The organism is Halomonas maura, from assembly GCF_030409305.1.
GTDB lineage: Bacteria > Pseudomonadota > Gammaproteobacteria > Pseudomonadales > Halomonadaceae > Halomonas > Halomonas maura.
In genome coordinates this window covers 182,041-205,910 of record NZ_JAUFPQ010000012.1, presented here as the reverse complement: position 1 = coordinate 205,910, position 23,870 = coordinate 182,041, and the positions used below count along the sequence as shown (strand labels likewise).

The 23,870-nt window shown below is 70.9% G+C and carries 21 protein-coding genes; 10 read left to right on the top strand and 11 right to left on the bottom strand.

What is annotated here, in order from left to right; translation table 11 throughout:
* Position 1 precedes the first annotated feature (1 nt).
* Together rapZ and QWY76_RS06365 are read left to right on the top strand one after the other, a co-directional pair.
* Positions 2–901, top strand: a complete 900-nt coding sequence (gene rapZ, locus QWY76_RS06370; protein WP_290310272.1) for an RNase adapter RapZ — start codon at positions 2–4, stop codon at positions 899–901.
* A 3-nt stretch (positions 902–904) separates the two neighbouring features.
* A complete protein-coding gene (locus QWY76_RS06365) occupies positions 905–1,174 on the top strand; it encodes an HPr family phosphocarrier protein (RefSeq protein ID WP_290310270.1) in 270 nt (89 codons plus the stop codon).
* 131 nt (positions 1,175–1,305) lie between these two features.
* Here QWY76_RS06365 and pmbA read toward each other — a convergent pair whose 3' ends face one another.
* On the bottom strand, positions 1,306–2,646 hold the full coding sequence (pmbA, locus tag QWY76_RS06360) for a metalloprotease PmbA (protein WP_290310269.1): 1,341 nt from the start codon (positions 2,644–2,646) through the stop codon (positions 1,306–1,308).
* Positions 2,647–2,774: 128 nt separating this feature from the next.
* Here pmbA and yjgA point away from each other — a divergent pair, with 128 nt between their 5' ends.
* A complete protein-coding gene (gene yjgA / locus QWY76_RS06355) occupies positions 2,775–3,281 on the top strand; it encodes a ribosome biogenesis factor YjgA (protein ID WP_290310268.1) in 507 nt (168 codons plus the stop codon).
* A 197-nt stretch (positions 3,282–3,478) separates the two neighbouring features.
* Here the strand turns inward: yjgA and tldD are convergent, their stop codons facing one another.
* The 7 genes from tldD to QWY76_RS06320 form a co-directional block, all read right to left on the bottom strand.
* Positions 3,479–4,933 (bottom strand): metalloprotease TldD, encoded by a 1,455-nt coding sequence (gene tldD, locus QWY76_RS06350; protein ID WP_290310267.1) that lies wholly within the window; start codon positions 4,931–4,933, stop codon positions 3,479–3,481.
* Positions 4,930–8,787: a YhdP family phospholipid transporter gene (locus QWY76_RS06345; protein ID WP_290310266.1), complete on the bottom strand. Its 3,858-nt coding sequence runs from the start codon at positions 8,785–8,787 to the stop codon at positions 4,930–4,932. The genes tldD and QWY76_RS06345 overlap by 4 nt, the downstream gene beginning before the upstream one ends.
* 3 nt (positions 8,788–8,790) lie before the next feature.
* Positions 8,791–10,254, bottom strand: coding sequence for a ribonuclease G (rng, locus tag QWY76_RS06340; protein ID WP_290310264.1), 1,464 nt, complete (start codon positions 10,252–10,254; stop codon positions 8,791–8,793).
* A gap of 33 nt (positions 10,255–10,287) precedes the next feature.
* Positions 10,288–10,896 (bottom strand): Maf family protein, encoded by a 609-nt coding sequence (locus QWY76_RS06335; RefSeq protein WP_290310263.1) that lies wholly within the window; start codon positions 10,894–10,896, stop codon positions 10,288–10,290.
* 13 nt (positions 10,897–10,909) lie between these two features.
* On the bottom strand, positions 10,910–11,398 hold the full coding sequence (gene mreD / locus QWY76_RS06330) for a rod shape-determining protein MreD (RefSeq protein ID WP_290310262.1): 489 nt from the start codon (positions 11,396–11,398) through the stop codon (positions 10,910–10,912).
* Positions 11,398–12,276, bottom strand: coding sequence for a rod shape-determining protein MreC (gene mreC / locus QWY76_RS06325; RefSeq protein WP_290310261.1), 879 nt, complete (start codon positions 12,274–12,276; stop codon positions 11,398–11,400). Before mreC ends, mreD begins: the two co-directional genes overlap by 1 nt.
* Before the next feature lie 300 nt (positions 12,277–12,576).
* Positions 12,577–13,614: a rod shape-determining protein gene (locus QWY76_RS06320; RefSeq protein ID WP_016854442.1), complete on the bottom strand. Its 1,038-nt coding sequence runs from the start codon at positions 13,612–13,614 to the stop codon at positions 12,577–12,579.
* A 172-nt stretch (positions 13,615–13,786) separates the two neighbouring features.
* Between QWY76_RS06320 and gatC the strand changes: the two genes are divergently transcribed.
* From gatC to QWY76_RS06295, 5 genes are all read left to right on the top strand, one after another.
* Positions 13,787–14,074 carry an Asp-tRNA(Asn)/Glu-tRNA(Gln) amidotransferase subunit GatC gene (gene gatC, locus QWY76_RS06315; protein WP_126481628.1) on the top strand — a complete coding sequence of 96 codons (288 nt, stop codon included), beginning with the start codon at positions 13,787–13,789 and terminating at the stop codon, positions 14,072–14,074.
* A 50-nt stretch (positions 14,075–14,124) separates the two neighbouring features.
* Positions 14,125–15,585 (top strand): Asp-tRNA(Asn)/Glu-tRNA(Gln) amidotransferase subunit GatA, encoded by a 1,461-nt coding sequence (gatA, locus tag QWY76_RS06310; protein WP_290310260.1) that lies wholly within the window; start codon positions 14,125–14,127, stop codon positions 15,583–15,585.
* Positions 15,585–17,039 carry an Asp-tRNA(Asn)/Glu-tRNA(Gln) amidotransferase subunit GatB gene (gene gatB / locus QWY76_RS06305; RefSeq protein ID WP_290310259.1) on the top strand — a complete coding sequence of 485 codons (1,455 nt, stop codon included), beginning with the start codon at positions 15,585–15,587 and terminating at the stop codon, positions 17,037–17,039. Before gatA ends, gatB begins: the two co-directional genes overlap by 1 nt.
* A gap of 294 nt (positions 17,040–17,333) precedes the next feature.
* Entirely contained in the window at positions 17,334–17,885 is a 552-nt protein-coding gene (locus QWY76_RS06300; RefSeq protein WP_290310258.1) for a cupin domain-containing protein, read from the top strand.
* Between the two features lie 188 nt (positions 17,886–18,073).
* Positions 18,074–18,577, top strand: coding sequence for a hypothetical protein (locus QWY76_RS06295; protein WP_290310257.1), 504 nt, complete (start codon positions 18,074–18,076; stop codon positions 18,575–18,577).
* A 63-nt stretch (positions 18,578–18,640) separates the two neighbouring features.
* Here the strand turns inward: QWY76_RS06295 and QWY76_RS06290 are convergent, their stop codons facing one another.
* On the bottom strand, positions 18,641–18,811 hold the full coding sequence (locus tag QWY76_RS06290; protein ID WP_290310256.1) for a DUF6435 family protein: 171 nt from the start codon (positions 18,809–18,811) through the stop codon (positions 18,641–18,643).
* A 143-nt stretch (positions 18,812–18,954) separates the two neighbouring features.
* On the opposite strand from QWY76_RS06290, the gene thmT reads away from it, so the two are divergent.
* Both thmT and QWY76_RS06280 read left to right on the top strand, forming a co-directional pair.
* A complete protein-coding gene (gene thmT, locus QWY76_RS06285; RefSeq protein WP_290310255.1) occupies positions 18,955–19,155 on the top strand; it encodes a 2-hydroxymuconate tautomerase in 201 nt (66 codons plus the stop codon).
* Positions 19,156–19,412: 257 nt separating this feature from the next.
* On the top strand, positions 19,413–20,852 hold the full coding sequence (locus tag QWY76_RS06280) for an FAD-binding oxidoreductase (protein WP_290310254.1): 1,440 nt from the start codon (positions 19,413–19,415) through the stop codon (positions 20,850–20,852).
* An 87-nt stretch (positions 20,853–20,939) separates the two neighbouring features.
* Here the strand turns inward: QWY76_RS06280 and QWY76_RS06275 are convergent, their stop codons facing one another.
* Together QWY76_RS06275 and QWY76_RS06270 are read right to left on the bottom strand one after the other, a co-directional pair.
* On the bottom strand, positions 20,940–22,454 hold the full coding sequence (locus tag QWY76_RS06275) for an aldehyde dehydrogenase (RefSeq protein ID WP_290310253.1): 1,515 nt from the start codon (positions 22,452–22,454) through the stop codon (positions 20,940–20,942).
* Complete coding sequence (locus tag QWY76_RS06270; protein WP_290310252.1) at positions 22,451–23,869, bottom strand: aspartate aminotransferase family protein; 1,419 nt, start codon at positions 23,867–23,869, stop codon at positions 22,451–22,453. Before QWY76_RS06270 ends, QWY76_RS06275 begins: the two co-directional genes overlap by 4 nt.
* Position 23,870: the final 1 nt, after the last annotated feature.

The window sequence follows — 23,870 nt, the reverse complement described above, 5'->3', positions numbered from 1 at the left end:
CATGCAGCTCGTGATCATCAGTGGCCGCTCCGGCTCGGGCAAGTCGATCGCGCTGCAGGCCCTGGAGGACCTCGGCTACTACGCCATCGACAATCTTCCGGCCATGTTGCTCGGCCCCCTGGTGGACGAGCTGCGCAGCGGCCAGTCGCTGCGCAGTTCCATCGCCGTGAGCATCGATGCCCGTAACCTGCCCCACGCCCTGGAACGCTTCCCCACGCTGCTCGAGGATGTCCGGGCCCGCAACATCCACTGCCAGGTGGTCTACCTGACCACCGACGCCCGCATCCTGCTGGAGCGCTACTCGGCGACCCGCCGCCGCCACCCGCTGACCCGAGACAGCCAGATGACCCTGGCGGAGGCCATCGACTGCGAAGAGGCCGCCCTGGCGGAGATCCGCGACCTCGCCGACCTGGTGATCGACACCTCCCGGCTCTCGGTGCACGACCTCCGGGGACGCATCACCGACCAGGTGGCCGGCCATCGCCGCGAGGGGCTGACCCTCACCGTGGAGTCCTTCGGCTTCAAGCGCGGCGTGCCCCTGGATGCCGATATCGTCTTCGATGCCCGCTGCCTGCCCAACCCCTACTGGGATCCCCAGCTGCGCGACGCCACCGGCCGCGATGACAGCGTGATCGCCTTCCTCGACAGCTACCCGATGGTCGCCGAGATGGCCGCCGATATCCTGGCCTGGGTCGAACGCTGGCTGCCCCACTACCAGGCCAGCCAGCGCAGCTATCTCACCGTCGCCATCGGCTGTACCGGCGGCCAGCATCGCTCGGTATACCTCGCCGAAGGGCTGGCCCATCGCCTGGCCGCCGCCTATCCCGGGATCCGACTCCGCCACCGAGAGCTCGGCCTGCAGCGCAACCTGCCCGCCCCCGACACCGACGAGGACCGCTGAGACGTGCCGAGACGCAAGCTCACCCTGACCAACAAGCGCGGCCTGCACGCCCGCGCGGCCACCCGCCTGGTGCAGTGCTGCCAGCCCTATGCCTCGCAGGTCACCGTCTACCATGGGCAGCAGCAGGCCGACGCGGCCAATATCATGGCACTGTTGATGCTTGCCGCGCCCTGCGGCACCGAGCTCACCCTCGAGGCCGAGGGCGAGGATGGCGAGGCGGTGCTGGACGCCCTCGAGGCGCTGTTCCACGCCCGCTTCGACGAGGACGTTTGAACGCTGGACGCTGGCAGGCTGCGTAACGCGAACCGCCCCTATGGCGAGTGCCTAGGGGCGGTGGTGCTTCCAGCGTCCAGGCGCGTCGCGCCGCTGTTGCTTCTTCGAGCGGCGCAGCCGCGTCTCGGGCGCTACGCGCCGGCGACGGTCATCTCATCGATCAGCCAACTGCCGGAATGGATGCTGCCGCGGGTGTCGATGTCGTCACCGACGCCGACCAGCCCCTTGAACATCGCCTCCAGGTTGCCGGCGATGGTGAATTCCTCCACCGGGTACTGGATCTCGCCGTCCTCGACCCAGAAGCCCGCCGCGCCCCGCGAGTAGTCGCCGGTGACGCCGTTGACCCCCTGGCCCATCAGCTCGGTGACCAGCACGCCGCGCCCCATCCGCTCGAGCAGGGCATCGCGGGAGGCGAGCGGCGCATCGAGGCGCAGGTTGCGGGCCCCGCCGGCATTGCCGGTGGTCACCATGCCCAGGCGCCGGGCGCTGTAGGCGGAGAGCATGTAGCTGGCCAGCCGACCGCGCTCGATGAAGACGTTGTCGCGGGTCGCCACACCGTCGTTGTCGAAGGGGCTGCTGGCCATGGCGCCGACCTCCGTGGGCCGCTCGAACAGCGAGAACCAGTCCGGGAAGAGGCTCGCGCCGAGTCGCTCGCAGAGGAAGGAGGACTGGCGGTAGAGGGCCCCACCGGCGATCGCCCCCAACAGGTGGCCGACCAGGCCCGCGGCCAGGGTCGGATCGAACAGCACCGGCAGGCGACCGGTGGCCGGGCGCCGCGCGCCCAGCCGCCGCAGGGTGCGCCGCGCCGCGCTCTCGCCCACCGCCTCCGGGGCGAGCAGGTCATGGGGGTTGCGCGCGCTGGTGTAGTCGTAGTCGCGCTGCATGCCGCCCTCGTCCTCGGCGATCAACATGCAGGACAGCGAATGGCGGCTGCCGCGCTGGCTGCCCAGGAAGCCGTGGCTGTTGGCGTAGACCCGCACGCCCTCACCGCTGGAGAGGCCGGCGCCGTCGGAACTCTTGATCCCCGCCATGCCGCGACCGGCGCCCTCGCAGGCCAGCGCCAGGTCGATGGCCTGCTCGGTGGTCAGCGGCCAGGGATGGTGGACGTCGAGGTCCGGCCGCTCGCGGGCCATCAGCGCGGCATCGGCCAGTCCCGCGGCCGGGTCCTCGCCGGTGTGACGGGCGATCGCCAGGGCCTTCTCCACCACGTCGCGGATCGAGGCCTCGCCGGCATCCGTGGACGAGGCACTGCCCTTGCGTTGCCCCACGTAGACGGTCACCGCGATGCCCTGGTCCCGCGACAGCTCGACGGTTTCCACCTCGCCCTCGCGCACATTGACGCCGACCCCCTGGTCGACGCTGGCCCCCACCTCGCAGGCGTCGGCGCCCAACCGGCGCGCCAGCGCCAGGGCCGCCTCGGCGCGGGTTTCCAGCAGCGACTGCTGGGCGGCGGCATCGAAAGCCTGTGTCATGATCTCTCTCCTTACTCGACCGGCCTGCGGGCCGATGCTGCAGAATATGGCATGCGTCCAGCCCGCCGCGACAGGCTGGTATACTGGGCCGATCCCACGCCCCGAATCCTCACGACCCAGGACGCCGCATGACCCAGGATGATGTCTCTCCGGCCGACGAACGGCCCAGCAAGTCCCAACTCAAGCGCGAGATGCACGCGCTGCAGGCCCTCGGCGAACGGCTGATCGCCATGAGCGCGGCCGAACGGGCCCGCTTTCCCCTCTCCGACGACCTGCTCGCGGCCATCGAGGAGACCGGGCGGGTCCGTGCCCGGGAAGCCCGCCGACGCCATATGCAGTACGTCGGCAAGCTGATGCGACGCGAGGACCTCGCCGGCATCCAGGCGGTGTTCGACGAGATCGACCAGGAGCAGCTGCGCCGTGACCACACCTTCCATCGCCTGGAGAAGTGGCGCGACCGGCTGGTCGACGAGGGCGACGACGCCGTCGAGGCCTTCATCGCCGAGTTCCCCGACGTCGACCGCCAGGCGCTGCGCCAGCTGATCCGCAACGCCCGCCGCGAGCGCGAGCAGGGCAAGCCGCCCACCAATGCCCGCCGGCTGTTCAGGCTGATCCGCGACACGGCCGGCCTGTAGGGCGGATAAGCGAGCCTGCGAGCGCATCCGCCAGTTCCTCGGTGGATGCGCTGACGCTTATCCACCCTACGATTCTGGCGGCCCGAAGCCCGAAGCCCGAAGCCCGAAGCCCGAAGCCCGAAGCCCGAAGCCCGAAGCCACCAAGATTTTCCCTTCCAGCTTCCAGCCGCGAAGCGGCGCTCTTCCAGCTTCGAGCTTTATGACTGGGTGCCGCCCACGGTCAGTTCGTCCAGCTTCAGCGTCGGCTGGCCCACGCCCACCGGCACGCCCTGGCCTTCCTTGCCGCACACGCCGATCCCGGTGTCCAGCTCCAGGTCGTGGCCGATCATCGAGACCCGCCCCATGGCCTCGGGACCGTTGCCGATCAGGGTCGCGCCCTTCACCGGCGCGGTGATCCGGCCGTCCTCGATCAGGTAGGCCTCGCTCGCCGAGAACACGAACTTGCCCGAGGTGATGTCCACCTGGCCGCCGCCGAAGCTGACCGCATAGAGCCCCCGCGAGACGCTCTTGATGATATCGGCGGGGTCGTCGTTGCCGGCCCGCATGTAGGTGTTGGTCATGCGTGGCATGGGCAGATGGGCGAAGGACTCGCGACGGGCGTTGCCGGTGGGCGCCATGCCCATCAGCCGGGCATTGAGCTTGTCCTGCATGTAGCCGGTGAGGATGCCGTCCTCGATCAGGGTCGTGTCCTGCCCCGGCGTGCCCTCGTCGTCGATGGTCATCGAGCCGCGACGGTCGGCGAGGGTCGCGTCGTCGACCACGGTGACGCCGGGAGCGGCCACGCGCTGGCCCATGCGACCGGCGAAGGCCGAGCTGCCCTTGCGGTTGAAGTCCCCTTCCAGGCCGTGGCCGACGGCCTCGTGGAGCAGGATGCCCGGCCAGCCGGCGCCCAGCACCACCGGCATCTGGCCGGCGGGGGCATCCACGGCGTCGAGGTTGACCAGGGCCTGGCGTACCGCCTCCCGGGCATAGCGCTCGGCGACATTCTCGTCGCGCAGGCGCGCCATGGCATAGCGACCGCCGCCACCGGCGCTGCCGCGCTCCCGACGACCGTCGCGGACCGCGATGACGCTGACGTTGAGACGCACCAGCGGGCGGATGTCCGCGGCCAGGGTGCCGTCGCTGGCGCGCACCAGCACCACCTCGTAGACCCCGGTCAGGGAGGCGCTGACCTGGCTCACCGCCGGGTCCGCCGCGCGGGCCACCCGGTCGGCGAGCTTGAGCATGGCGATCTTGTCATCGGCGGACAGCCCCGACAGCGGGTCGATGCCGGCATAGCGGCCCGCCGGCGCGGCCAGCACCTGCGGGGCCGCCGCCAGCCGGGCGCCACTCCTGACGATGCCGGCGGCGGTGCGCCCGGTCTCGGCCAGGGCATCGGCGGTGATCTGGTTGGAGTAGGCGAAGCCGGTCTTCTCGCCGGCCATGGCCCGCACCCCGACGCCACCGTCGATATTGTAGCTGGCCTCCTTGACCTCGCCGTCCTCCAGCACCCAGCCCTCGTGCCAGCTGCGCTGGAAGTAGAGATCGGCGTAGTCGATGCCGGGCCCCAGGGCATGGCCGAGGCCGGCCTCCATGGCCGCGAGGTCGAGGCCACCGGGGGCGAGCAGCACCTCGGTGGCCTGGTCGAGCAGGGAGTGGGTCTGTGATGTCATTCGGCACTTTCCAGAGAGATGCGCGGCGAGGTCCAGGGCCCCTGCACGCGATAGTGAATTCGGGTCACGCGATCGATGGCATCGCCGAAGATCTTGTCGGCGATGAACAGCGCGCCGCCCACCACGGGGGCGCCGGCGATCACCGCTGCCAGTGGCAGGTTGTTGCTCACCGGGACTGTGACGCCGAGCCGCTGATCGAGTTCCCGACGGGCCAGGTCGACGTTGCCCTGCAGGGTGAAACGGGTCGCCGGTCCGTCGATGATCACCGGCCCCCGGGTCTCCAGCACGCCACCATACAGGGTCGCCGCGCCGCTGACACGATCGAAGGCGGTGCCCCGGCCGGTGATGTCGGAAAAGTCCAGGGTCAGCCGGCGCAGCAGGTTGTCGACGTTGAGCAGGCCGACCACCCGGGCGGAGGGGGACTCGAGGTTGACGAAGCGGCCGTCGCGCAGCTCGACCCCGATGTTGCCCCGGGACCGGGCCAGGGCGAATTGCCAGGGGGCGCCGGGCCAGGCCAGCTGGCTGTCGACTCGCGTCTCGCTGCTGCGCACCGCCACCGGCTGGCCCAGGGCCTCCAGGGCCGAGCCCAGGTCGCGACCGTCCAGCGACAGCCGTGCCCGGGTCAGGCTGGCCTCGGGCCCGGTGGCCTCCCAGGTCAGGTTGCCGTGAGCCGAGATCTCTCCCAGGGTCAGGCCGACCGGATCCACCACCAGCTGCTCGGGGGTAGCCCGCCAGTAGGCGGTAACGGGGCCGAGCCGCCGGGCCCGCCAGTGGATGTCGGCCACCCGCAGGCGCCCCGCGGGCAGCTCACCGAGCCAGTCCGGCATGGGCACCGGGTCCGGCGCCGCGTCGAGTTCGTCGAAGAGCTCGCCGCCGCCCCCGGCCTCGCCGGGCAACCAGCCCTCCAGCGACAGGCTGCTCAGAGACACGTCCAGCGGCAAGGCCTGGTCCTCGCGGTAGACGACCCGGCCGGCCAGCAGGGTGCCATCGAGGGCCAGGTCCCAGCCCCCGGATACGGGGCGGCCGTCGACGATCAGCGAGCCGAGACAGCGGTCGTGGACGCTCAGGCAGTCGGTGTCCAGGGTCAGCCGGGCCAGGCCCTGGCCGCCGCCCGGCGCCCCGAGATCGCCGGCCAGGGGCGACAGCCGCCGCGCCCAGTCGCCGGGGGCCAGCCGCGGCAGGTAGGCCTGCACCGACCAGCCGGGCTCGGCCGGCCAGGCCGTGGGCCCGCCCCCGCCCAGCCACACCTGGCCCTGGCCGCCGCCCCGGTCCCGCCAGCGCAGCCCGAGCCGCGCGCCGAGGCGGCCGGAGACGTGCAGCGTCTCGCCCAGCTCGGCGGACAGCCGCAGCGGCCGAATCTCCTCGGCCGCCTTGCCGAGCGGGGCCGGCAGGTCGATGGCGGTGCCCTGGAGGGCGCTCTCCAGCGTCAGCCTGGGCGGCCCCTCGCCGAACGCCAGGCGCGCCTGCCAGGGCAGCCGGCCGGAGACGATCTGGTTCGCCCCCTTCGGGGCCCCCTGGTCGAGCAGCGCCTCGACGGCGGCGGTCCCGGACATCGCGATGCCCTCGCCGCCGGTGTCGATGTCGGCCTCGACGGGCCCGCCCAGCAGGCGTCCGTCGAGCCGTCCCTCCAGGACGCCGGCCTCGCCCTGCTGGTGCCAGGCCAGGGGACCCGCCAGGGATTCGATGACCAGGCCGGTGGGCGAATGCACCAGGCGCGGCAGCGTCGCCTCGCCGCTGATGTCCAGCGACAGGGCCTCGGGGTCGGCCAATGGCAGGGACAGGGCGAGGCGTCCCTCTACCCGGCCGTCGCCCTGCCAGTCGGCGGCCAACGAGGTGTTGTCGACGGGCATGGCGGCGAGATAGCGGGTCAACGCCGGGACGTCGGCGCTCAGCGGGGAGGTGACCTCGAGGGTCTCGTCGACCATCCGCACCACGGCATCCCGGGCCTGGACCCCCAGGCTCTCGGCGCGGGCCACCCGGGCGGTGAGACGTTCCCCCTCGAGTTCGAGACGCCCCTCGACGCCATCCACGGCCGGCCAGCCGGGGGCGTAGGGCAAGTGACCGTCGCGCACCTCGAGGGCCAGGCCCAGCGTCGGGTCGATCGGCGTGGTCGCGTTGCGGGACTCGCGGGACACCGGGACGTGCAGCCGCAGCGCCCCCTCCGGCACCCGGCCGGCCAGCCCCCCGGCGAGCCACTCGGCGAGCTCGGGGTCGACCCGTTCACGCAGCAGTGGCATGGGCAGCCAGTCCGTCAGCGGCCGCGACACGGCGTCCACGTCGCGGAAGTCCAGTTGCAGGCCGAAGCCCCCGCGCCCCGGCCCGCCGACGGACAGGCCGAAGCCGCCCTCGACCTCGGCGCCCTGCCAGCCAATCGCCAGCTGCCGTCCGCTGACGAAGCTGCGCGGCCCGTCATACACCCAGTCGACCCGCCCGCTGGCGTGGTCCAGGGCCAGCGGCGCGGAGAAGATCTCGGGGAACGCCAGCTCGGCGCCGCCGCTGTCGACGAAGCGCACCCGACCGCGGGTGCCGTCGGCCTCCAGCCAGATGTCCAGGGGACCGCCCCCCGGGGCCTGCTGCCAGGGCGAGACGGCGACCTCGGTGGCGCTGACCCGGGCCTGCCACTGGCCGTCGCGCCGGCCCAGGCCCAGCGCCGAGACCCGCCCCCGGGGGGCCAGGCTGGCCACGGTGCGCGAGAGCCCCTCGGGCAGCGGCAGGCGCTCCCGCCAGGCGGCCAGCGCGCCCAGGTCGAAGCCACTGGCGTTGAGCCACCAGCCGTCCGGCCGGCTCTGCAGGTGCCAGTAGCGGGGCACGGGGGGACCGGACGCCGGGTCGACGCTGCCGGTGGCATTACGGGCATCCCCCTCGAACCAGGCCTGCCAGTCATCACCGCCCTCGCCACGCAGCCACTGGCCCTTGAGCACCGCCTCCTTGAGCACGACACCGGAACCGGCGGCGCCCTCGGCGGGTGGCGTGCGCTGGTTGAGGGCCAGGCGCGGCGCCTCGATGTCCAGGCGCACGTCGGCGAGACGGCCGCGGGTCCAGCGCCCCCAGAGTCGCGCCTCGCCCTCGGCCTCGTCGACGCTCAGCAGGTCATCGTAGCCCAGCAGCTCGGACAGCCCGATCAGGCTCGACAACGGCATGTCGGCCTGCAGGGCGGCGCCGAAGTCATCCAGCCCCTGCTCCCCCGGCACCACTTCCATTGCCACCTGGAAGGCCTGCTCCGGGCGGTCTCGGCGGCGGACCTCGCCTTCCAGGTGGGCGCTGCGCTCGTCGCCGACCATCAGCAGGCGGGGCGCCTCGAGGACCGCCTCGCCCTGGCGGCCATGCAGTACCACTCGGACATCCTCGACCCAGGCACGCTGGCGCAGCAGCACGCCGACCCAGAAGTCCAGGCGCGAGAGATCGAACTCGCTCTCGGGGATCAGTTCGGGGGGCAGCTCGGCGGGTGCCGGCCACTGCCAGCTCCGGTCCGCGGCCTGGTAGAGGTGCAGGGTGATCCCGGCGAGGCGCGCATCCGCCACCACCGGCATGCCCTGGCGCAGGCTCGCCGCGGTGTCCAGGCGCAGGCGAGCGGTCTCGATCTCCAGCAGCGGCTCGTCACGCAGCCCCGGCCGGGCCTTGAAGGCCAGGTCGGCCACCTCGAGCCGCGGATCGAGGCCGGCCATGCCGCCCTCGATGCCGCCCAGAGAGACCGCCGCCTCGAAGCGGCTGGCGAGCAGCGCCTCGAGACGCGGCGTCAGACGATCGGCCTGGCCGAGCAGCAGCTGCGCCACGATCACCAGCATCGCCGCCAGCGTCAGTAGCAGGGCCAGCAGCGTCAGCGACCAGCGAATGACCAGACGGGTCGGCGACATGGCTCACATCAGCACGATGTCGTACTGCTCCTGGGAATAGTGGGACTCCACCTGGAAGCGGATGGTCTTGCCGATGAACTCCTCCAGGTCCGCCACGGCCGCCGACTCCTCGTCGAGCAGTCGGTCGACCACCGACTGCGAGGCCAGCACCGTATAGGTCTCGGCGCTGTAGGCGCGCTCCTCGCGCAGGATCTCGCGGAAGATCTCGTAGCACACCGACTCGGGGGTCTTGAGCGTGCCGCGGCCATGGCAGCAGGGGCAGGCCTCGCAGAGCGTCTGCTCCAGGCTCTCCCGGGTGCGCTTGCGGGTCACCTGGACCAGGCCGAGCTCGGTGACGCCGGTGCACTTGGTCTTGGCGTGGTCGCGCTCCAGCGACTTCTCGAGCACCCGCAGCACCTGGCGCTGGTGCTCCGGGTCCTCCATGTCGATGAAGTCGATGATGATGATGCCGCCCAGGTTGCGCAGCCGCAGCTGGCGGGCGATGGCGGTGGCGGCCTCGAGGTTGGTCTTGAAGATCGTCTCCTCGAGGTTGCGGTGTCCCACGTAGCCGCCGGTGTTGACGTCGATGGTGGTCATCGCCTCGGTGGGATCGATGACCAGGTAGCCTCCCGACTTGAGCTGCACCTTGCGGCCCAGCGCCTTCTGGATCTCGTCCTCGACACTGAACAGGTCGAAGATCGGGCGCTCGCCGGCGTAGTGCTCGATGCGCTCCACCGCCGTGGGCATGAACTCCTCGGCGAACTCCAGCAGCTTGACGTGGTTCTCCCGGGAATCGATGCGCACCTTCTCGATGTCGTCACGCATCACGTCGCGCAGGGTGCGCATGAACAGCGGCAGGTCGTCGTAGATGGCGCTGGGGGCCGAGGCGGTGACCTTGCGCTCGCTGACCTTGCGCCACAGCCGCAGCAGGAAGTGCATGTCGCCGGCGAGCTCCTCGAGGCTGACCCCCTCGGCGGCGGTGCGCACGATGAAGCCCCCGCTGACCTCGAGGCTCTGTTCCTCGGTGGCCGCCTCGACCAGCGCCCGCAGCCGCTCTCGCTCGCCGTCGTCCTCGATGCGCTGGGAGACGCCATGGTGGGGCGAGTCGGGCATGTAGACCAGGTAGCGGGACGGCACCGACAGGTGGGTGGTCAGCCGGGCGCCCTTGGAGCCGATCGGGTCCTTGGTGACCTGGACCACCAGGGCCTGGCCCTCGTGGAGCAGTTGGGCGATGGAGACCTGTTCGTCGGCGGGGGTGCCCGGCGGCATCACCTCATGGGCATGGATGAAGGCGGCGCGGTCGAGGCCGATATCGACGAAGGCGGCCTGCATCCCCGGCAGCACGCGCACGACCCGGCCCTTGTAGATGTTGCCGACGATGCCCCGACGACGCGCCCGCTCGATGAAGGCCTCCTGCAGCACGCCGTTCTCCACCACGGCGACGCGGGTCTCCATCGGCGTCAGGTTGATGAGTACTTCACCGCTCATGCGGAAATCCTTGTCCAGAGGAAACTCGGGCCATTATGACATAGCCGGCGCCGGCCGCGACCGGTTCCATAGCGGCACGCCCTGGCGCGACAGCAGCGCGGCCGTCTCGTACAGCGGCAGCCCCACCACCGCCGAGTGACTGCCCTCCAGGCGCGCAACGAACACCGCACCGCGCCCCTGGATGGCATAGCCGCCGGCCTTGTCGGCGGGCTCGCCGGTGGCCCAGTAGGCGGCGATCTCCTCCTCGGCAATCTCGCCCATCGTCACCCGCGAGACCACGCGGGTCGAAAGCAGCCCCGCCGGGCCGGTCACCGCCACGGCGGTCAGCACCTGGTGGCAATGGCCCGACAGCGCGCGCAGCATGGCGGCGGCATGGTCGCGGTCCCGGGGCTTGCCGAGGATCCTCGCGTCACACACCACCGCGGTATCGGCCCCCAGGGTCGGCAAGGCACCCAGGGCGGCGCCCGCCCGGGCCTTCTCCTCGGCCAGGCGCAGCACGTAGGCCTCGGCGGCCTCACCGGGCCGCGGCGTCTCGTCGATGTCCACCGGGCGCACCTCGACGGGCACGTCGATGGAGGCCAGCAGCTCGCGACGCCTCGGCGAGGCCGAGGCCAGACAGATCAGCGGGGAAGCGGCGGGCATGGCGTCTCCGGGGTCAGTCGCCATCGGCGCGGCGACGGAAGACCCGGAACAGCGTGGTCAGCCAGGGCCAGAGCACCGCCCCGATCAGCGAGGGCAAGAGGAAGGAAAGGTGGATCGAGAACGGCCCGAGCAGGGTCCGCAGCCATTGCTCGACGAGCTGTACCGTGCCCAGCAGTACCAGGATCAGCACCGCCTGCTGGAGCAGGGAGTAGGCCCGGAAGCGGGGATAGACCAGCGCACAGAGGAAGGCCAGCAGCGACAGCAGCAAGGCGTTCTGGCCCAGTGGCGCCCCCTCGATCAGGTCGAGCAGGATGCCCAGCACGAAGCCATGGAAGACGCCGACCTTGTGGGGCGCCTGCATGCACCAGTAGATCAGCATCAGGCCCAGCCAGTCGGGCCGCCAGATCTGCCAGCCGTCGGCCAGGGGCATCACCTGCAGGCACAGGGCCAGCAGCAGCGTCAACCAGATCCACGGCAGGCTGGCGGAAGACGGGGTGGCCATCAGGGCTCCTCCTCGAGGGGACCGGCGGCCTCCAGCGCGCCGCGGATGGCGACGGGATCGAGCCGCACGGTCCAGCCGCCCCGTCCGGGGGCCTCGGGGGGCTCCGGGGGAAACAGCAGCAGGAAATGGCGCGAGCGCTGCAGCTGGGCCACGGGACGCGCATCGACCCGGGCGAAGGGCTCGCCGGGATCGTGCACCACCTGGGTGACCCGGGCGACCGGGTAGCCGGACGGGAAACGTCCCGCCAGCCCCGAGGTCACCAGCAGGTCCCCCTCGCGGATATCGGCGGTGTCGGGGACATGCAGCACCCTCAGGGCCTCGTAGCGGCCGGTGCCCTGGATGATGAAGCGCAGGCCGTTGCGATTGACCTGGATCGGCAGCGCATGGCTGGCATCGGCCACCAGCAGCACCCGGCTGGAATAGGCCGACACGGCCGTGACCTGCCCCAGCAGCCCTGCGGCATCCATGACCGGCTGGCCGACGAAGACGCCGTCGCGGCGACCGCGATCGATCACCATGCGATGGGTGAAGGGATCAGGGTCCAGCGACAGCAGCTCGGCGGTGATGAAGGGAATATCGTGCTCCCGGGTGGCGTCCAGCAGTTCGCGCAGGCGGACATTCTCGGCGGTGAGACTGGCCATGCGCTGCACCCGGTGCGACAGGGTCAGGATCTGCTCCCGCAGGCGCCGGTTCTCCTCCACCAGCGCCCGCTGGTCGGACAGCGCCAGGGCGCCCCAGTTGAGCACGTCGCTGGGCAGGCTGACGGCCCACTGGATCGGCGCCACCAGGGTGGAGAGCTGGGCCCGCACGGGCTCCATGCGCGTGAAGCGCAGGTCGACAAACATCAGTGCAGCGGCGAGGACCGCACACAGCAGCATGCGATAGCCCGGCACCGATCCGTGCGAGAACAGCGGCTTGATAGCGTCCTCTCCCTAATCTCCTTGCCGCGCCCGGCGTCCTGCCGAATCGCCTGACGGCACAGCCCTCGCGGGGCATCGCCCGCCATAACAGGGTTCCGAGCGCTCCAGGGGAGCTCCGATTGATGTCGCGAGCGACGCGTGGCGAGGACGCCTAGTCCGCTCGCCGACGGCCAGGATGGCCAGGCTCGTTCCCGACGAACCTGCGCACGTCCTTATCCCCGATGAGTCATCGAACGCCGCAATGATTCAGGGTTTCCCCTAGTCGCTGGAGAGCAGCTCGAAGGTATGCTGGTCGATCATCTCCAGGGCCTTGCCGCCGCCGCGGGCCACGCAGGTCAGCGGGTCCTCGGCGACCACCACCGGCAGGCCGGTCTCCTCGGCGATCAGCTTGTCCAGGTCGCGCAGCAGGGCCCCGCCGCCGGTCAGCACCAGGCCGCGCTCGGCGATGTCGGAGGCCAGCTCGGGGGGCGACTGTTCCAGGGCGCTCTTCACCGCGGCGACGATGGAGCCCAGGGTCTCCTGCAGGGCATCGAGGATCTCGTGGGAGTTCAGGGTGAAGCTGCGCGGGATGCCCTCGGCGAGGTTGCGGCCGCGCACGTCGATCTCGCGCAGCTCGCCGCCGGGGTAGGCGCAGCCGATCTCTTCCTTGATGCGCTCGGCGGTGGATTCGCCGATCAGGCTGCCGTAATGGCGGCGCACGTAGGCGATGATCGCCTCGTCGAAGCGGTCGCCGCCGACGCGGATGGATTCCGAGTAGACCACGCCGTTGAGCGAGATGATGGCGATCTCGCTGGTGCCGCCGCCGATGTCGACGACCATGGAGCCCTGGGCTTCCTCGACCGGCAGCCCGGCGCCGATGGCCGCCGCCATGGGCTCCTCGATCAGGAACACCTCGCGGGCGCCGGCGCCCTCGGCCGACTCCTTGATGGCCCGGCGCTCCACCTGGGTCGACATGCAGGGCACGCACACCAGGACCCGTGGGCTGGGTGTCAGGAAGGTGCTCTGATGGACCTTGCGGATGAAGTACTGGAGCATCTGCTCGGTAACGGTGAAGTCGGCGATGACACCGTCCTTCATCGGCCGGATGGCGGTGATGTTGCCGGGCGTGCGTCCCAGCATGCGCTTGGCGTCGGCGCCCACGGCCGCCACGCTGCGCATGTTGCCGGACTGGCGGATCGCCACGACCGATGGTTCGTCGAGCACGATACCGCGCCCGCGGACGTAGATCAGCGTATTGGCGGTCCCCAGGTCGATCGACAGATCGCTGGAGAACAGCCCCCTCAAACGTTTGAACATGAAGTCGTTACCTAGTGCAGACCGGGAACCCTGTGCGGGGGCAAACGGTATCACTGCACCCCATGAGCGGCAAGCGAAACGCCCCTCGGCCGGATGCAACGGACCTGCCAGCGCAGGCGCGAATGTGGTACCTTTTGCGGTCTTTTCCCCACCCCTTCGAGGACACCCGATCATGGCGCTTGAACACGCAGACGTTCTCAGGGCCGCCCACCTGGCCCGACTCGGCCTGGACGAGAGTGAGGCCGCCCACTACCTCGACGATCTGGGGCGCATCCTGGAGATGGTCGACCAGTTGCAGGGGCTCGACACCGAGGGCGTCGCCCCGCTGGCCCACCCGCTCGACGCCACCCAGCGCCTGCGCGCCGACGAGGTCACCGAGACCGACCAGCGCGACACCTTCCAGCGCTGCGCGCCGGCGGTGGAAAACGGCCTCTATCTGGTGCCGCGGGTCGTCGAATGACCGCCTCGCCCTCCCACGACAACGGCAAGTCTTCACGGAGCCACGGGCCCATGCACGACAAGACACTGACCGAGCTCGCCGCCGGCCTGGCCGCCGGCGAGTTCTCCAGCCGCGAGCTCACCCAGAGCCTGCTGGCACGCATCGAGCGCCTCGACGGGTCGCTCAACAGCTTCATCACCGTCACCGGCGAGCAGGCCCTCGCGGCCGCCGATGCCGCCGATGCGGCCCGCGCCAGGGGCGAGGCCGGCCCGCTCACCGGCCTGCCGCTGGCCCTGAAGGACATCTTCTGTACCCGCGGGGTGAAGACCAGCTGCGGCTCGCGGATGCTCGACACCTTCACCGCCCCCTATGACGCCAGCGTGGTGGAGAGGCTCGCCGCCGCCGGCGCCGTCAGCCTCGGCAAGACCAACATGGACGAGTTCGCCATGGGCTCGTCCAACGAGAACAGCTTCTATGGCCCGGTGAAGAACCCCTGGGACCTCGCCGCGGTGCCCGGCGGCTCCTCCGGCGGCAGCGCCGCCGCGGTGGCCGCGGGCCTGGTGCCGGCGGCCATGGGCACCGACACCGGCGGCTCGATCCGCCAGCCCGCCGCCTTCTGCGGCATCACCGGCCTCAAGCCCACCTACGGCCGGGTGTCCCGCTACGGCATGATCGCCTACGCCTCGAGCCTCGACCAGGCGGGGCCCATGGCCCGCTCGGCCGCGGACTGCGCCCAGCTGCTCGGCGCCATCGCCGGCCACGACCTGCGCGACTCCACCTCGGTGGCCCGCGGCGTCCCGGACTACAGCGAGGGTCTCGACGCGCCGCTGTCCGGGCTCAAGATCGGCCTGCCCCGGGAATACTTCGGCGACGGCCTGTCCCCCGAGGTGGAAGGCGCGGTGCGCGAGGCGATCAGGGTCTACGAGTCGCTGGGCGCCACGGTCCGCGAGGTCAGCCTGCCGCATACCCACTACGCCATCCCGGCCTACTACGTGATCGCCCCGGCCGAGGCCTCCTCCAACCTGTCGCGCTTCGATGGCGTGCGCTTCGGCCATCGCTGCGAGGCGCCCGCCGACCTCATCGACCTCTACAAGCGCAGCCGCGCCGAGGGCTTCGGCGAGGAGGTCAAGCGGCGTATCCTGATCGGTACCCATACCCTCTCCGAGGGCTTCTTCGATGCCTACTACAAGCAGGCCCAGAAGGTCCGCCGGCTGATCCGCCAGGACTTCCTCGACGCCTTCGAGGAGGTCGACGTGCTGATGGGCCCGGCCTCGCCGACCCCGGCCTTCGACCTGGGCGCCAACAAGGATCCGGTGTCGATGTACCTGCAGGACATCTACACCATCGCCGTCAACCTGGCCGGCATCCCCGGCATCAGCGTGCCGGCCGGCTTCGCCGGCGGCCGCCCGGTGGGCCTGCAGATCCTCGGCACCCACTTCGCCGAGGCGCAGCTGCTCAACGTCGCCCACCAGTTCCAGCAGGCCACCGACTGGCACCTGCGCCGTCCCGCCCTCGCCGAGGAGACCGCCTGATGCAATGGGAAACCGTGATCGGCCTGGAGGTCCACGTCCAGCTCGCCACCCGTTCCAAGATCTTCTCCGGCGCCTCCACCGCCTTCGGCGCCGAGCCCAACACCCAGGCCTGCGCCGTGGACCTGGGGCTGCCCGGGGTGCTGCCGGTGCTCAACGAGGCCGCGGTGGCCATGGCCGTGCAGTTCGGCCTGGGCATCCACGCCGAGATTCCCGAGGTCTCGGTCTTCGATCGCAAGAACTACTTCTACCCGGACCTGCCCAAGGGCTACCAGACCAGCCAGATGTACCAGCCCATCGTCGGGCCCGGCGAGGTGGAGATCACCCTGGAGGACGGCAGCACCAAGCGCATCCGCGTGCACCACGCCCACCTGGAGGAGGACGCCGGCAAGTCGCTCCACGAGGACTTCCACGGCATGACCGGCATCGACCTCAACCGCGCCGGCACGCCGCTGCTGGAGATCGTCTCCGAGCCGGACATGCGTAGCGCCAAGGAGGCGGCGGCCTACCTCAAGGCGATCCACTCGATCGTGACCTACCTGGGCATCAGCGACGGCAACATGGCCGAGGGCTCGATGCGCTGCGACGTCAACGTCTCGGTACGCCCCGCCGGCCAGGAGGCCTTCGGCACCCGCGCCGAGATCAAGAACGTCAACTCCTTCCGCTTCGTCGAGCGCGCCATCGCCTTCGAGGTCGAGCGCCAGATCGAGCTGATCGAGGATGGCGGCGAGGTGGTCCAGGAGACCCGCCTCTACGACCCCGAGGCCGACGAGACCCGCAGCATGCGCACCAAGGAGGAGGCCAACGACTACCGCTACTTCCCCTGCCCCGACCTGCTGCCGGTGGTGCTCGACCAGGCCTACGTCGATCACCTGCGCGACAACCTGCCGGAGCTGCCCGCCGAGAAGCGCGCCCGCTTCGAGGGCGAGCTGGGGCTGTCCGCCTACGACGCCGGGGTGCTCTCGGCGAGCCGCGCCATGGCCGAGTACTTCGAGGCGGTCAAGGAGGTCTGCGGCGATGCCAAGCTGGCCGCCAACTGGGTCCAGGGCGAGCTCTCCGGCGCCCTCAACCGGGAGGGACTGGCCATCGACGACAGCCCCGTCTCGGCCGCCCAGCTGGGCGAGCTGGTCGCCCGGGTCAAGGACGAGACCATCAACGGCAAGGCGGCCAAGCAGGTCTTCCAGGCGCTGTGGCATCACGAGGGCGACTCCGCCGATGCCATCATCGAGGCCAAGGGCCTCAAGCAGGTCACCGACACCGGCGCCATCGAGGCGATGATCGACCAGGTCATCGCCGACAGCCCCGCCCAGGTGGCCCAGTATCGCGACGCCGAGCCCGACAAGCGCGGCAAGATGATCGGTTACTTCGTCGGCCAGGTGATGAAGGCCTCGCGGGGCACCGCGAATCCCCAGCAGGTCAACGCCCTGCTCAAGGAAAAGCTCGACGCCCTGTGCTGAGTAGTGTGGCATCGCTGTCGATCATGATGCCGGGGACGGGGCGAGGAGGAGGTCCTGCGCCAGGGGTGAGGCGGAGAAAGAAGCACATCCGGTGGATGTTCTTCCCGCCGAACGGGTTGGCCACGGATGGCCAACCCAGGCCCTGCAAGCGAAGCAGGATGCGAGAGCGCAGCAGGGCGCCGGTAGCGCCCAGGGAAGGGTTCACAGCGCCTCCTCCGAGTCCCGCCACCGGCCATCTTTTAGCGATACAGCAACGACAGTGGCCTTACCCCCGTGGATTTCAGAGGACGACCCATGGCAGACGATGTCGGCGCGCGGCTGCGTGCCCTGCGTAACCTGAGAGGCATTTCCCAGCGCGAGCTGGCCAAGCGCTGCGGGGTGACCCACTCCAGCCTGTCGCTGATCGAGCAGGGCAAGGTCTCCCCCTCCGTCAGCTCGCTGAAGAAGATCCTCGATGCCATCCCCATGAGCGTCGGCGACTTCTTCACCATGGACCTGGAGAGCCGCGACCAGGTGTTCTACTCGGCCGACGAGCTGGCCGACGTGGGCACCGGGGACGTCATCTACAAGCTGGTCGGCGGCAACCGCGGCAGCCGTGCCCTGAACTTCATGATCGAGACCTATCCCGCCGGCGCCGACACCGGCCGCGAGATGATCGCTCACCAGGGCGAGGAGGCCGGCGTGGTGCTGGAGGGCGAGATCGAGATCACCATCGGCGCCGAGACCCGCGTGCTCGGTGCCGGCGAGGCCTACTACTTCGACACCAACGTGCCCCACCGCTTCCGCAACGTCGGCGAGGCCGCCTGCCGGCTGGTCAGCTGCGCCACCCCGGCCAGGACCTTCTGAGACGCGCCCGCCCCGTCGCTGCCCCGCCCCGCGCCTTTCCCCGACACCAGGCGACGCCGGCGGTCGCCCCCGGCGGACACGTTGCCGGATGTCATCCCGGCGCCCATGCTGAAGCCATGGCGGCCGCCGCTCCCGCCCGGGGGCGGGCGCCCCGTGACATCCTGTCGATCATCACCAGGAGGCAGCCCATGGATATGCCCCAACGCGTCCTGCTGGCCCTGATGCTGGCCCTGCTGGCGCCGGCCGCCCTGGCGCAGGACCCGGTGGACGACCCGCACGACGTCGATGTCGTCGTGATCGACGACGCGGAGGAGCCGGATGACGACCCGGTCGATGCTGTCGACCTCGATGATCCCGACGTCATCGTCGTCGAAGAGAGCGAACCCTCGATCACCCTGGAGGGCGTGAGGGAGAGCGCCCCCGAGGCCGCCACCTTCGGCCTCGGCACCGCCCAGCAGGCGGTCGAGAACGGCGGCGTCGATGGCGCCGCGGTCAGCGACAGCGCCAGCGACGGCCGGCGCGACGAGGCCCGGACGGCGGCCGAGACAGGCGACAGCCTGGGGGACAGCGATGTCGGTGGCCCCGGGACCGGCGGCCGGGACGCGGGCGCCGGGGGCGGTGGCAATGGCGGTGGCCCCGGCGGCGGTAACGGTGGGCCCGGCGGCAACGGCGGCGGCCCCGGGCGCGACTGACCGGGCGTCATCGGGTCGGCGGGCCGCCGCCGGCCCGGTGGCCACCCCGCCCCCGCGGCCGGCTCAGGCCCCCTTCTGCCGGTCGATGGCTTCCCGCAGGGCCTCTGCCTCCTCGGTCAGTGAGGCGTTGGCGCGCATGTCCCCGTTGCGGGCGGCCACCATGGCCTGTTCCAGCCTGCGCTCGTAGTCCCGCTGCAGGCGCTTGGCGGGATCGCGTTTCCGCCAGCGCAGCATCCGGTCTCTGCGGTGCCGGCCAGGCCAGCTGCGCACAATAACCGCCTCGCTGTGGTACAAGAACCAGCGACCTGCCGGCCGTTGACAACGGCCGTCCTGCCTGGAATCATTTCAGAAAATATTTCCACATCATGGAGACCGGCATGCCGATCGTGAACATCCAGCTGATCGAGGGGCGCAGCGACGCCCAGAAGGAAGCCCTGATCGAGAAGGTGACCGCCGCCTGCGTGGAGGCCGTGGACTGCACCCCGGAGAGCGTGCGGGTCGTGCTGGCCGACATCGCCCCCCAGGACTTCGGCGTCGCCGGCGCCTCGGTCAGCAAGCGCCGCGAGACCACCCGCTGACCCCTCCCCCCGCCCCTCGCCGGGGCCCGCCGCGCCCCGGCTCCCTCATCGCCCGACCCGCCTTCCGCTGGTGGCCCCCGACGCCCGCCGAGCACGCCGTCATCACACCCGCATCGCTACTTTCCCCCTAGGGAATTTGAGCCACTGCGCCGGCCGCGACCATCCAGACTGATCAGCAGGAGCATCGCAACGACCCAGCGGGATCCCGGCGGGGCCGCGCCACTCCGGTGGTCCCCATGCAGATGAGGGAAAGCACCATGACAGCGCTCACCTATCGCACCCTGGATGGCGACCAGGCCGCCCTGCCGACCGAGGACGTCGACGACTTCGCGGCCCGCCTCAGGGGGCGCCTGATCACCCCGGCCGACGAGGATTACCCGTCGCTGCGACACGTCTGGAACGGCATGGTCGATCGTCACCCGGCATTGATCGCCTGCTGCCAGGGCAATCAGGACATCGTCCAGGCCATCGACTTCGCCCGCGCCCGGCGCATGTGGTTGAGCGTGCGGGGCGGCGGCCACCATATCGCCGGCAACGCCATCGCCGAGGGCGGCCTGGTGATCGACCTCTCGGCCATGCGCTCGGTCCATGTGGATCCCCGGCAAGGCACCGCCCGGGTGGCGCCGGGCGCCCTGCTCGGCGATGTCGATGCCGAGACCCAGGCCTTCGGCCTGGCGACCCCCCTGGGCGTCAACTCCACCACCGGCGTGGCCGGCCTCGCCCTGGGCGGCGGCTTCGGCTGGCTGACCCGCAAGTACGGCATGACCGCCGATAACCTGCTCTCGGCCGATGTGATCACCGCCGACGGGCAGCGGCACCGCGTCTCGGCCGAGGACGAACCCGAGCTGTTCTGGGCCCTGCGCGGCGGCGGCGGCAACTTCGGGGTGGTGACGTCCTTCGAGTTCCGCCTTCACCCGGTGGGCCCGGAGGTGCATGCCGGACTGGTGGTCTACCCCTATGACCAGGCCCGCCAGGTGCTGCACGCCTGGCGCGACTTCACCCACCAGGCGCCGGATGAACTCAGCGTCTGGGCGATCCTGCGCGACGCGCCGCCCCTGCCCTTCCTCCCCGAGGCCGTGCATGGACACCGCGTGGTGGTGTTCGCCCTGTTGCATTGCGGCGATCCGGCCAACGCCGAGCGCGACGTGGCCCCGCTGCTGAGGTTCGGCGAACCGGTCGGCCAGATGCTGGGCAGCCAGCCGTATGCCGGCTTCCAGGCGGCCTTCGACCCCCTGCTCGCCCCGGGGGCCCGCAACTACTGGAAGTCCCATGACTTTGCCGACCTCACCGACGAGGCCCTGGAGCAGGCCATCACCGCGGCCGAGATGCTGCCGAGCCCGGAGTGCGAGATCTTCCTGGCCCAGCTGGGGGGCGCCATGTCGCGGGTCGACCCGACCGCCACCGCCTATGCCGGCCGCAACGCCCACTACGTGATGAACGTGCACGCCCGCTGGCAGGAAGCCGACGAGGATGACCGCTGCCGCGACTGGGCACGCGACGTCTTCCGCGCGCTCGCCCCCTTCGCCACGGGCGGTGGCTACGTCAACTTCCTCACCGAGGACGAGGGCGATCGCGTCGCCAGCGCCTACGGCGTCAACTACGAGCGCCTGCAGGCGGTCAAGCGCCGCTATGACCCGGACAACCTGTTCCGCGTGAACCTGAATATCCCGCCCGCCGCCGCCGAGGACGCCGCCTGACGGGCCCCCAACGACGCCCGGTGCCCTGAAGGGCGCCGGGCATCGGTCACGCGGACACGCGCCGGGCGGTCCCGATCGCGGCGACGCTCAGGGGGCGAGCGTCATCCATACGCTCTTGAGGTCGGAGTACTCCTCCAGCGAGTGGTGGGACTTGTCGCGGCCGTTGCCCGACTGCTTGACGCCGCCGAAGGGCACCGTCTGGTCCATGTCCGCCCAGTTGTTGACGAACACCTGGCCCGAGCGCAGCCGGCGCGTGACGCGCATGATGCGGTCGATATCCTGGCTCCACAGCCCGGCCGCCAGGCCGTAGTCGCTGTCGTTGGCCAGCCGCACGGCCTCGTCCTCGCCGTCGAAGCCGAACACCGAGAGCACCGGGCCGAAGATCTCCTCGCGGCCGATGGCCATGGCCTCGGTGACGCCATCGAACACCGTCGGCGGGATAAACAGCCCCGGGCCGTCCAGCGCCCGACCGCCCGTTCTCAGCCGGGCGCCCTCTTCCACGCCGCGGCGGATATAGTCGAGCACCCGCTCGTGCTGGGCCTGGTCGACCATCGCGCCCATGAAACTGGCCGGGTCCAGCGGGTCGCCGGGCTGCATGCGTTCGGCGGCGGCCAGCACCTTCTCGACGAAGGCCTCGCGGATCGAATTCTCGACCAGCAGCCGCGAACCGGCGATGCACACCTCGCCCTGGTTGTGGAAGATCGCCGCCGCGGCATGCTCGGCCACCCGGTCGAGGTCCTTGCAGTCGGCGAACACCAGGTTGGGGCTCTTGCCGCCGCATTCCAGGAACACCTTCTTGAGGTTGGACTGGCCGGCGTACTGCATCAGCTGCTTGCCGACCGCGGTGGAGCCGGTGAAGGCCAGGCAGTCGACGTCCATCGACAGCGCCAGGGCCTTGCCCACGCTGTGCCCGTAACCGGGCAGCACCTGGAAGACGCCCCGCGGCAGGCCGGCCTCGCGGGCCAGGCTCGCCAGGCGCAGCGCGGAGAGCGGCGACTTCTCCGAGGGCTTGAGGATCACGCTGTTGCCGGCGGCCAGCGCCGGGGCGATCTTCCAGGCGGTCATCATCAGCGGGAAGTTCCACGGCACGATGGAGGCCACCACGCCGAGCGGCTCGCGCAGCACCAGGCCCAGGGCGTCGTCGCCGGTGGGCGCGACCTCGCCGTAGAGCTTGTCGATGGACTCGGCGTGGTGGCGCAGGCAGCCGATGGCGCCGGCCATATCGCCCAAGGCGCTGGTGACAGGCTTGCCCATGTCCAGGGTGTCGAGCAGCGCCAGCTCGTGCCGGTGCGCCGCCATCAGCTCGGCCAGGCGCAGCAGCACGGCCTTGCGCTTGCCCGGGGCCAGGCGCGACCAGGCGCCGCCGTCGAAGGCGCGCCGCGCGGCCGATACCGCGCGTTCGGCGTCGGCGGCGTCGCAGCTCGCCACCTCGGCGAGCGCCTCGCCGGTGGCCGGGTTGGTGGTGGTCAGGGTCGCGCCACCTTCGGCGTCGACGAAGGCATCGTCGATATAGGCGCGGGTCTCGAACCCTTGCTCGACGCTCAGGCGCTCGGCCAGCGCCTGCCAGTCGGCATGGGTCGTCGGATGGCGTGCGCGGCTCATGCGCGAATCTCCTCGGGTTGGGCGGCGGACGGGGCCTGCGGGCGTGGCTCGGCCAGGCGACGGGCGGTCTCGTCCAGGGCCCGGCGCGCCAGGCGCACCAGCTCGTCGATCTCGTCGCGGGTGATCACCAGCGGCGGGGCGATGATCATGGTATCGCCCACCGAGCGCATCACCAATCCGGTGGCGAAGCAGATGTCACGGCACAGGTTGCCGGCCGAGAGGGCCTTGTCGAAGCGCTTCCCGGTGGCCTTGTCGGCGACCAGTTCCAGGGCGCCCATCAGGCCCAGCGAGCGCGCCTCGCCGACCAGGGGATGGTCGCCCAGGGCCGCCCAGCGCTCGGCCAGGTAGGGCCCCAGGTCGTCGCGGACCCGCTCGACGATCCCTTCGGCCTCCAGCAGTTCCAGGTTCCTCAGCGCCACGGCCGCACAGGCCGGATGCCCCGAGTAGGTGAAGCCATGGAAGAACTCGCCGCCCTCCTCGATCAGCGTCTCGGCCACGCGGTCACCCACCAGCACGCCGCCGATGGGCAGGTAGCCCGAGGACAACCCCTTGGCGATCGGCATCAGGTCCGGCTCGAGGCCGAAGTGCTGGCTGCCGAACCACTCGCCGAGGCGGCCGAAGCCGCAGATCACCTCGTCGGCCACCAGCAGGATGTCGTACCTGGCCAGCACCTCCTTCACCGCCGGCCAGTAGCTCGCCGGCGGCATGATGGCGCCGCCGGCGCCCTGCACGGGTTCGGCGATAAAGGCCGCCACCCGGTCCTCGCCGAGGGCGAGGATCTTCTCCTCCAGGGCCGCGGCACAGGCGCGACCGAAGGCCTCCGGCGACTGGTCGCCCTCCTCGCCGAACCGCCCTTCACCGAACCAGTAGGGCTGGCGCACATGGGTGATGCCCGGCACGCAGGGGCCGCCCTGGTCGTGCATGGGCGCCATGCCGCCGAGGCTCATGCCGGCCAGGGTGGAGCCGTGATAGCCGTTCTCGCGGCCGATGATCCACTGCTTCTCGGGCTTGCCCTCGAGGGACCAGTAGCGGCGCACCATGCGCAGCACGGTATCGTTGGCCTCGGAGCCGGAGCCGGTGAAGAACACGTGGTTGATGTGCGCCGGCGCCAGCTGGCAGAGCTTCTCGGCCAGGCGGGCCGCCGGCGGATGCGTGGTCTTGAAGAAGGTGTTGTAGTAGGGCAGCTCGGCGAGCTGGGCGCGGGCGGCCTCGACCAGCTCGTGGCGCCCGTAGCCGAGGTTCACGCACCACAGCCCGGCCATGCCGTCGAGGATGCGGTGGCCGTCACTGTCGTGGATATAGACGCCCTGGGCATGGGTGATGACGCGACTGCCCTCCTCGCCCAGCGCCTTGAAATCGGTGAAGGGGTGCAGGTGATGGGCCCGGTCCAGGGCCTGGCACGCTTGGGTCTGCATG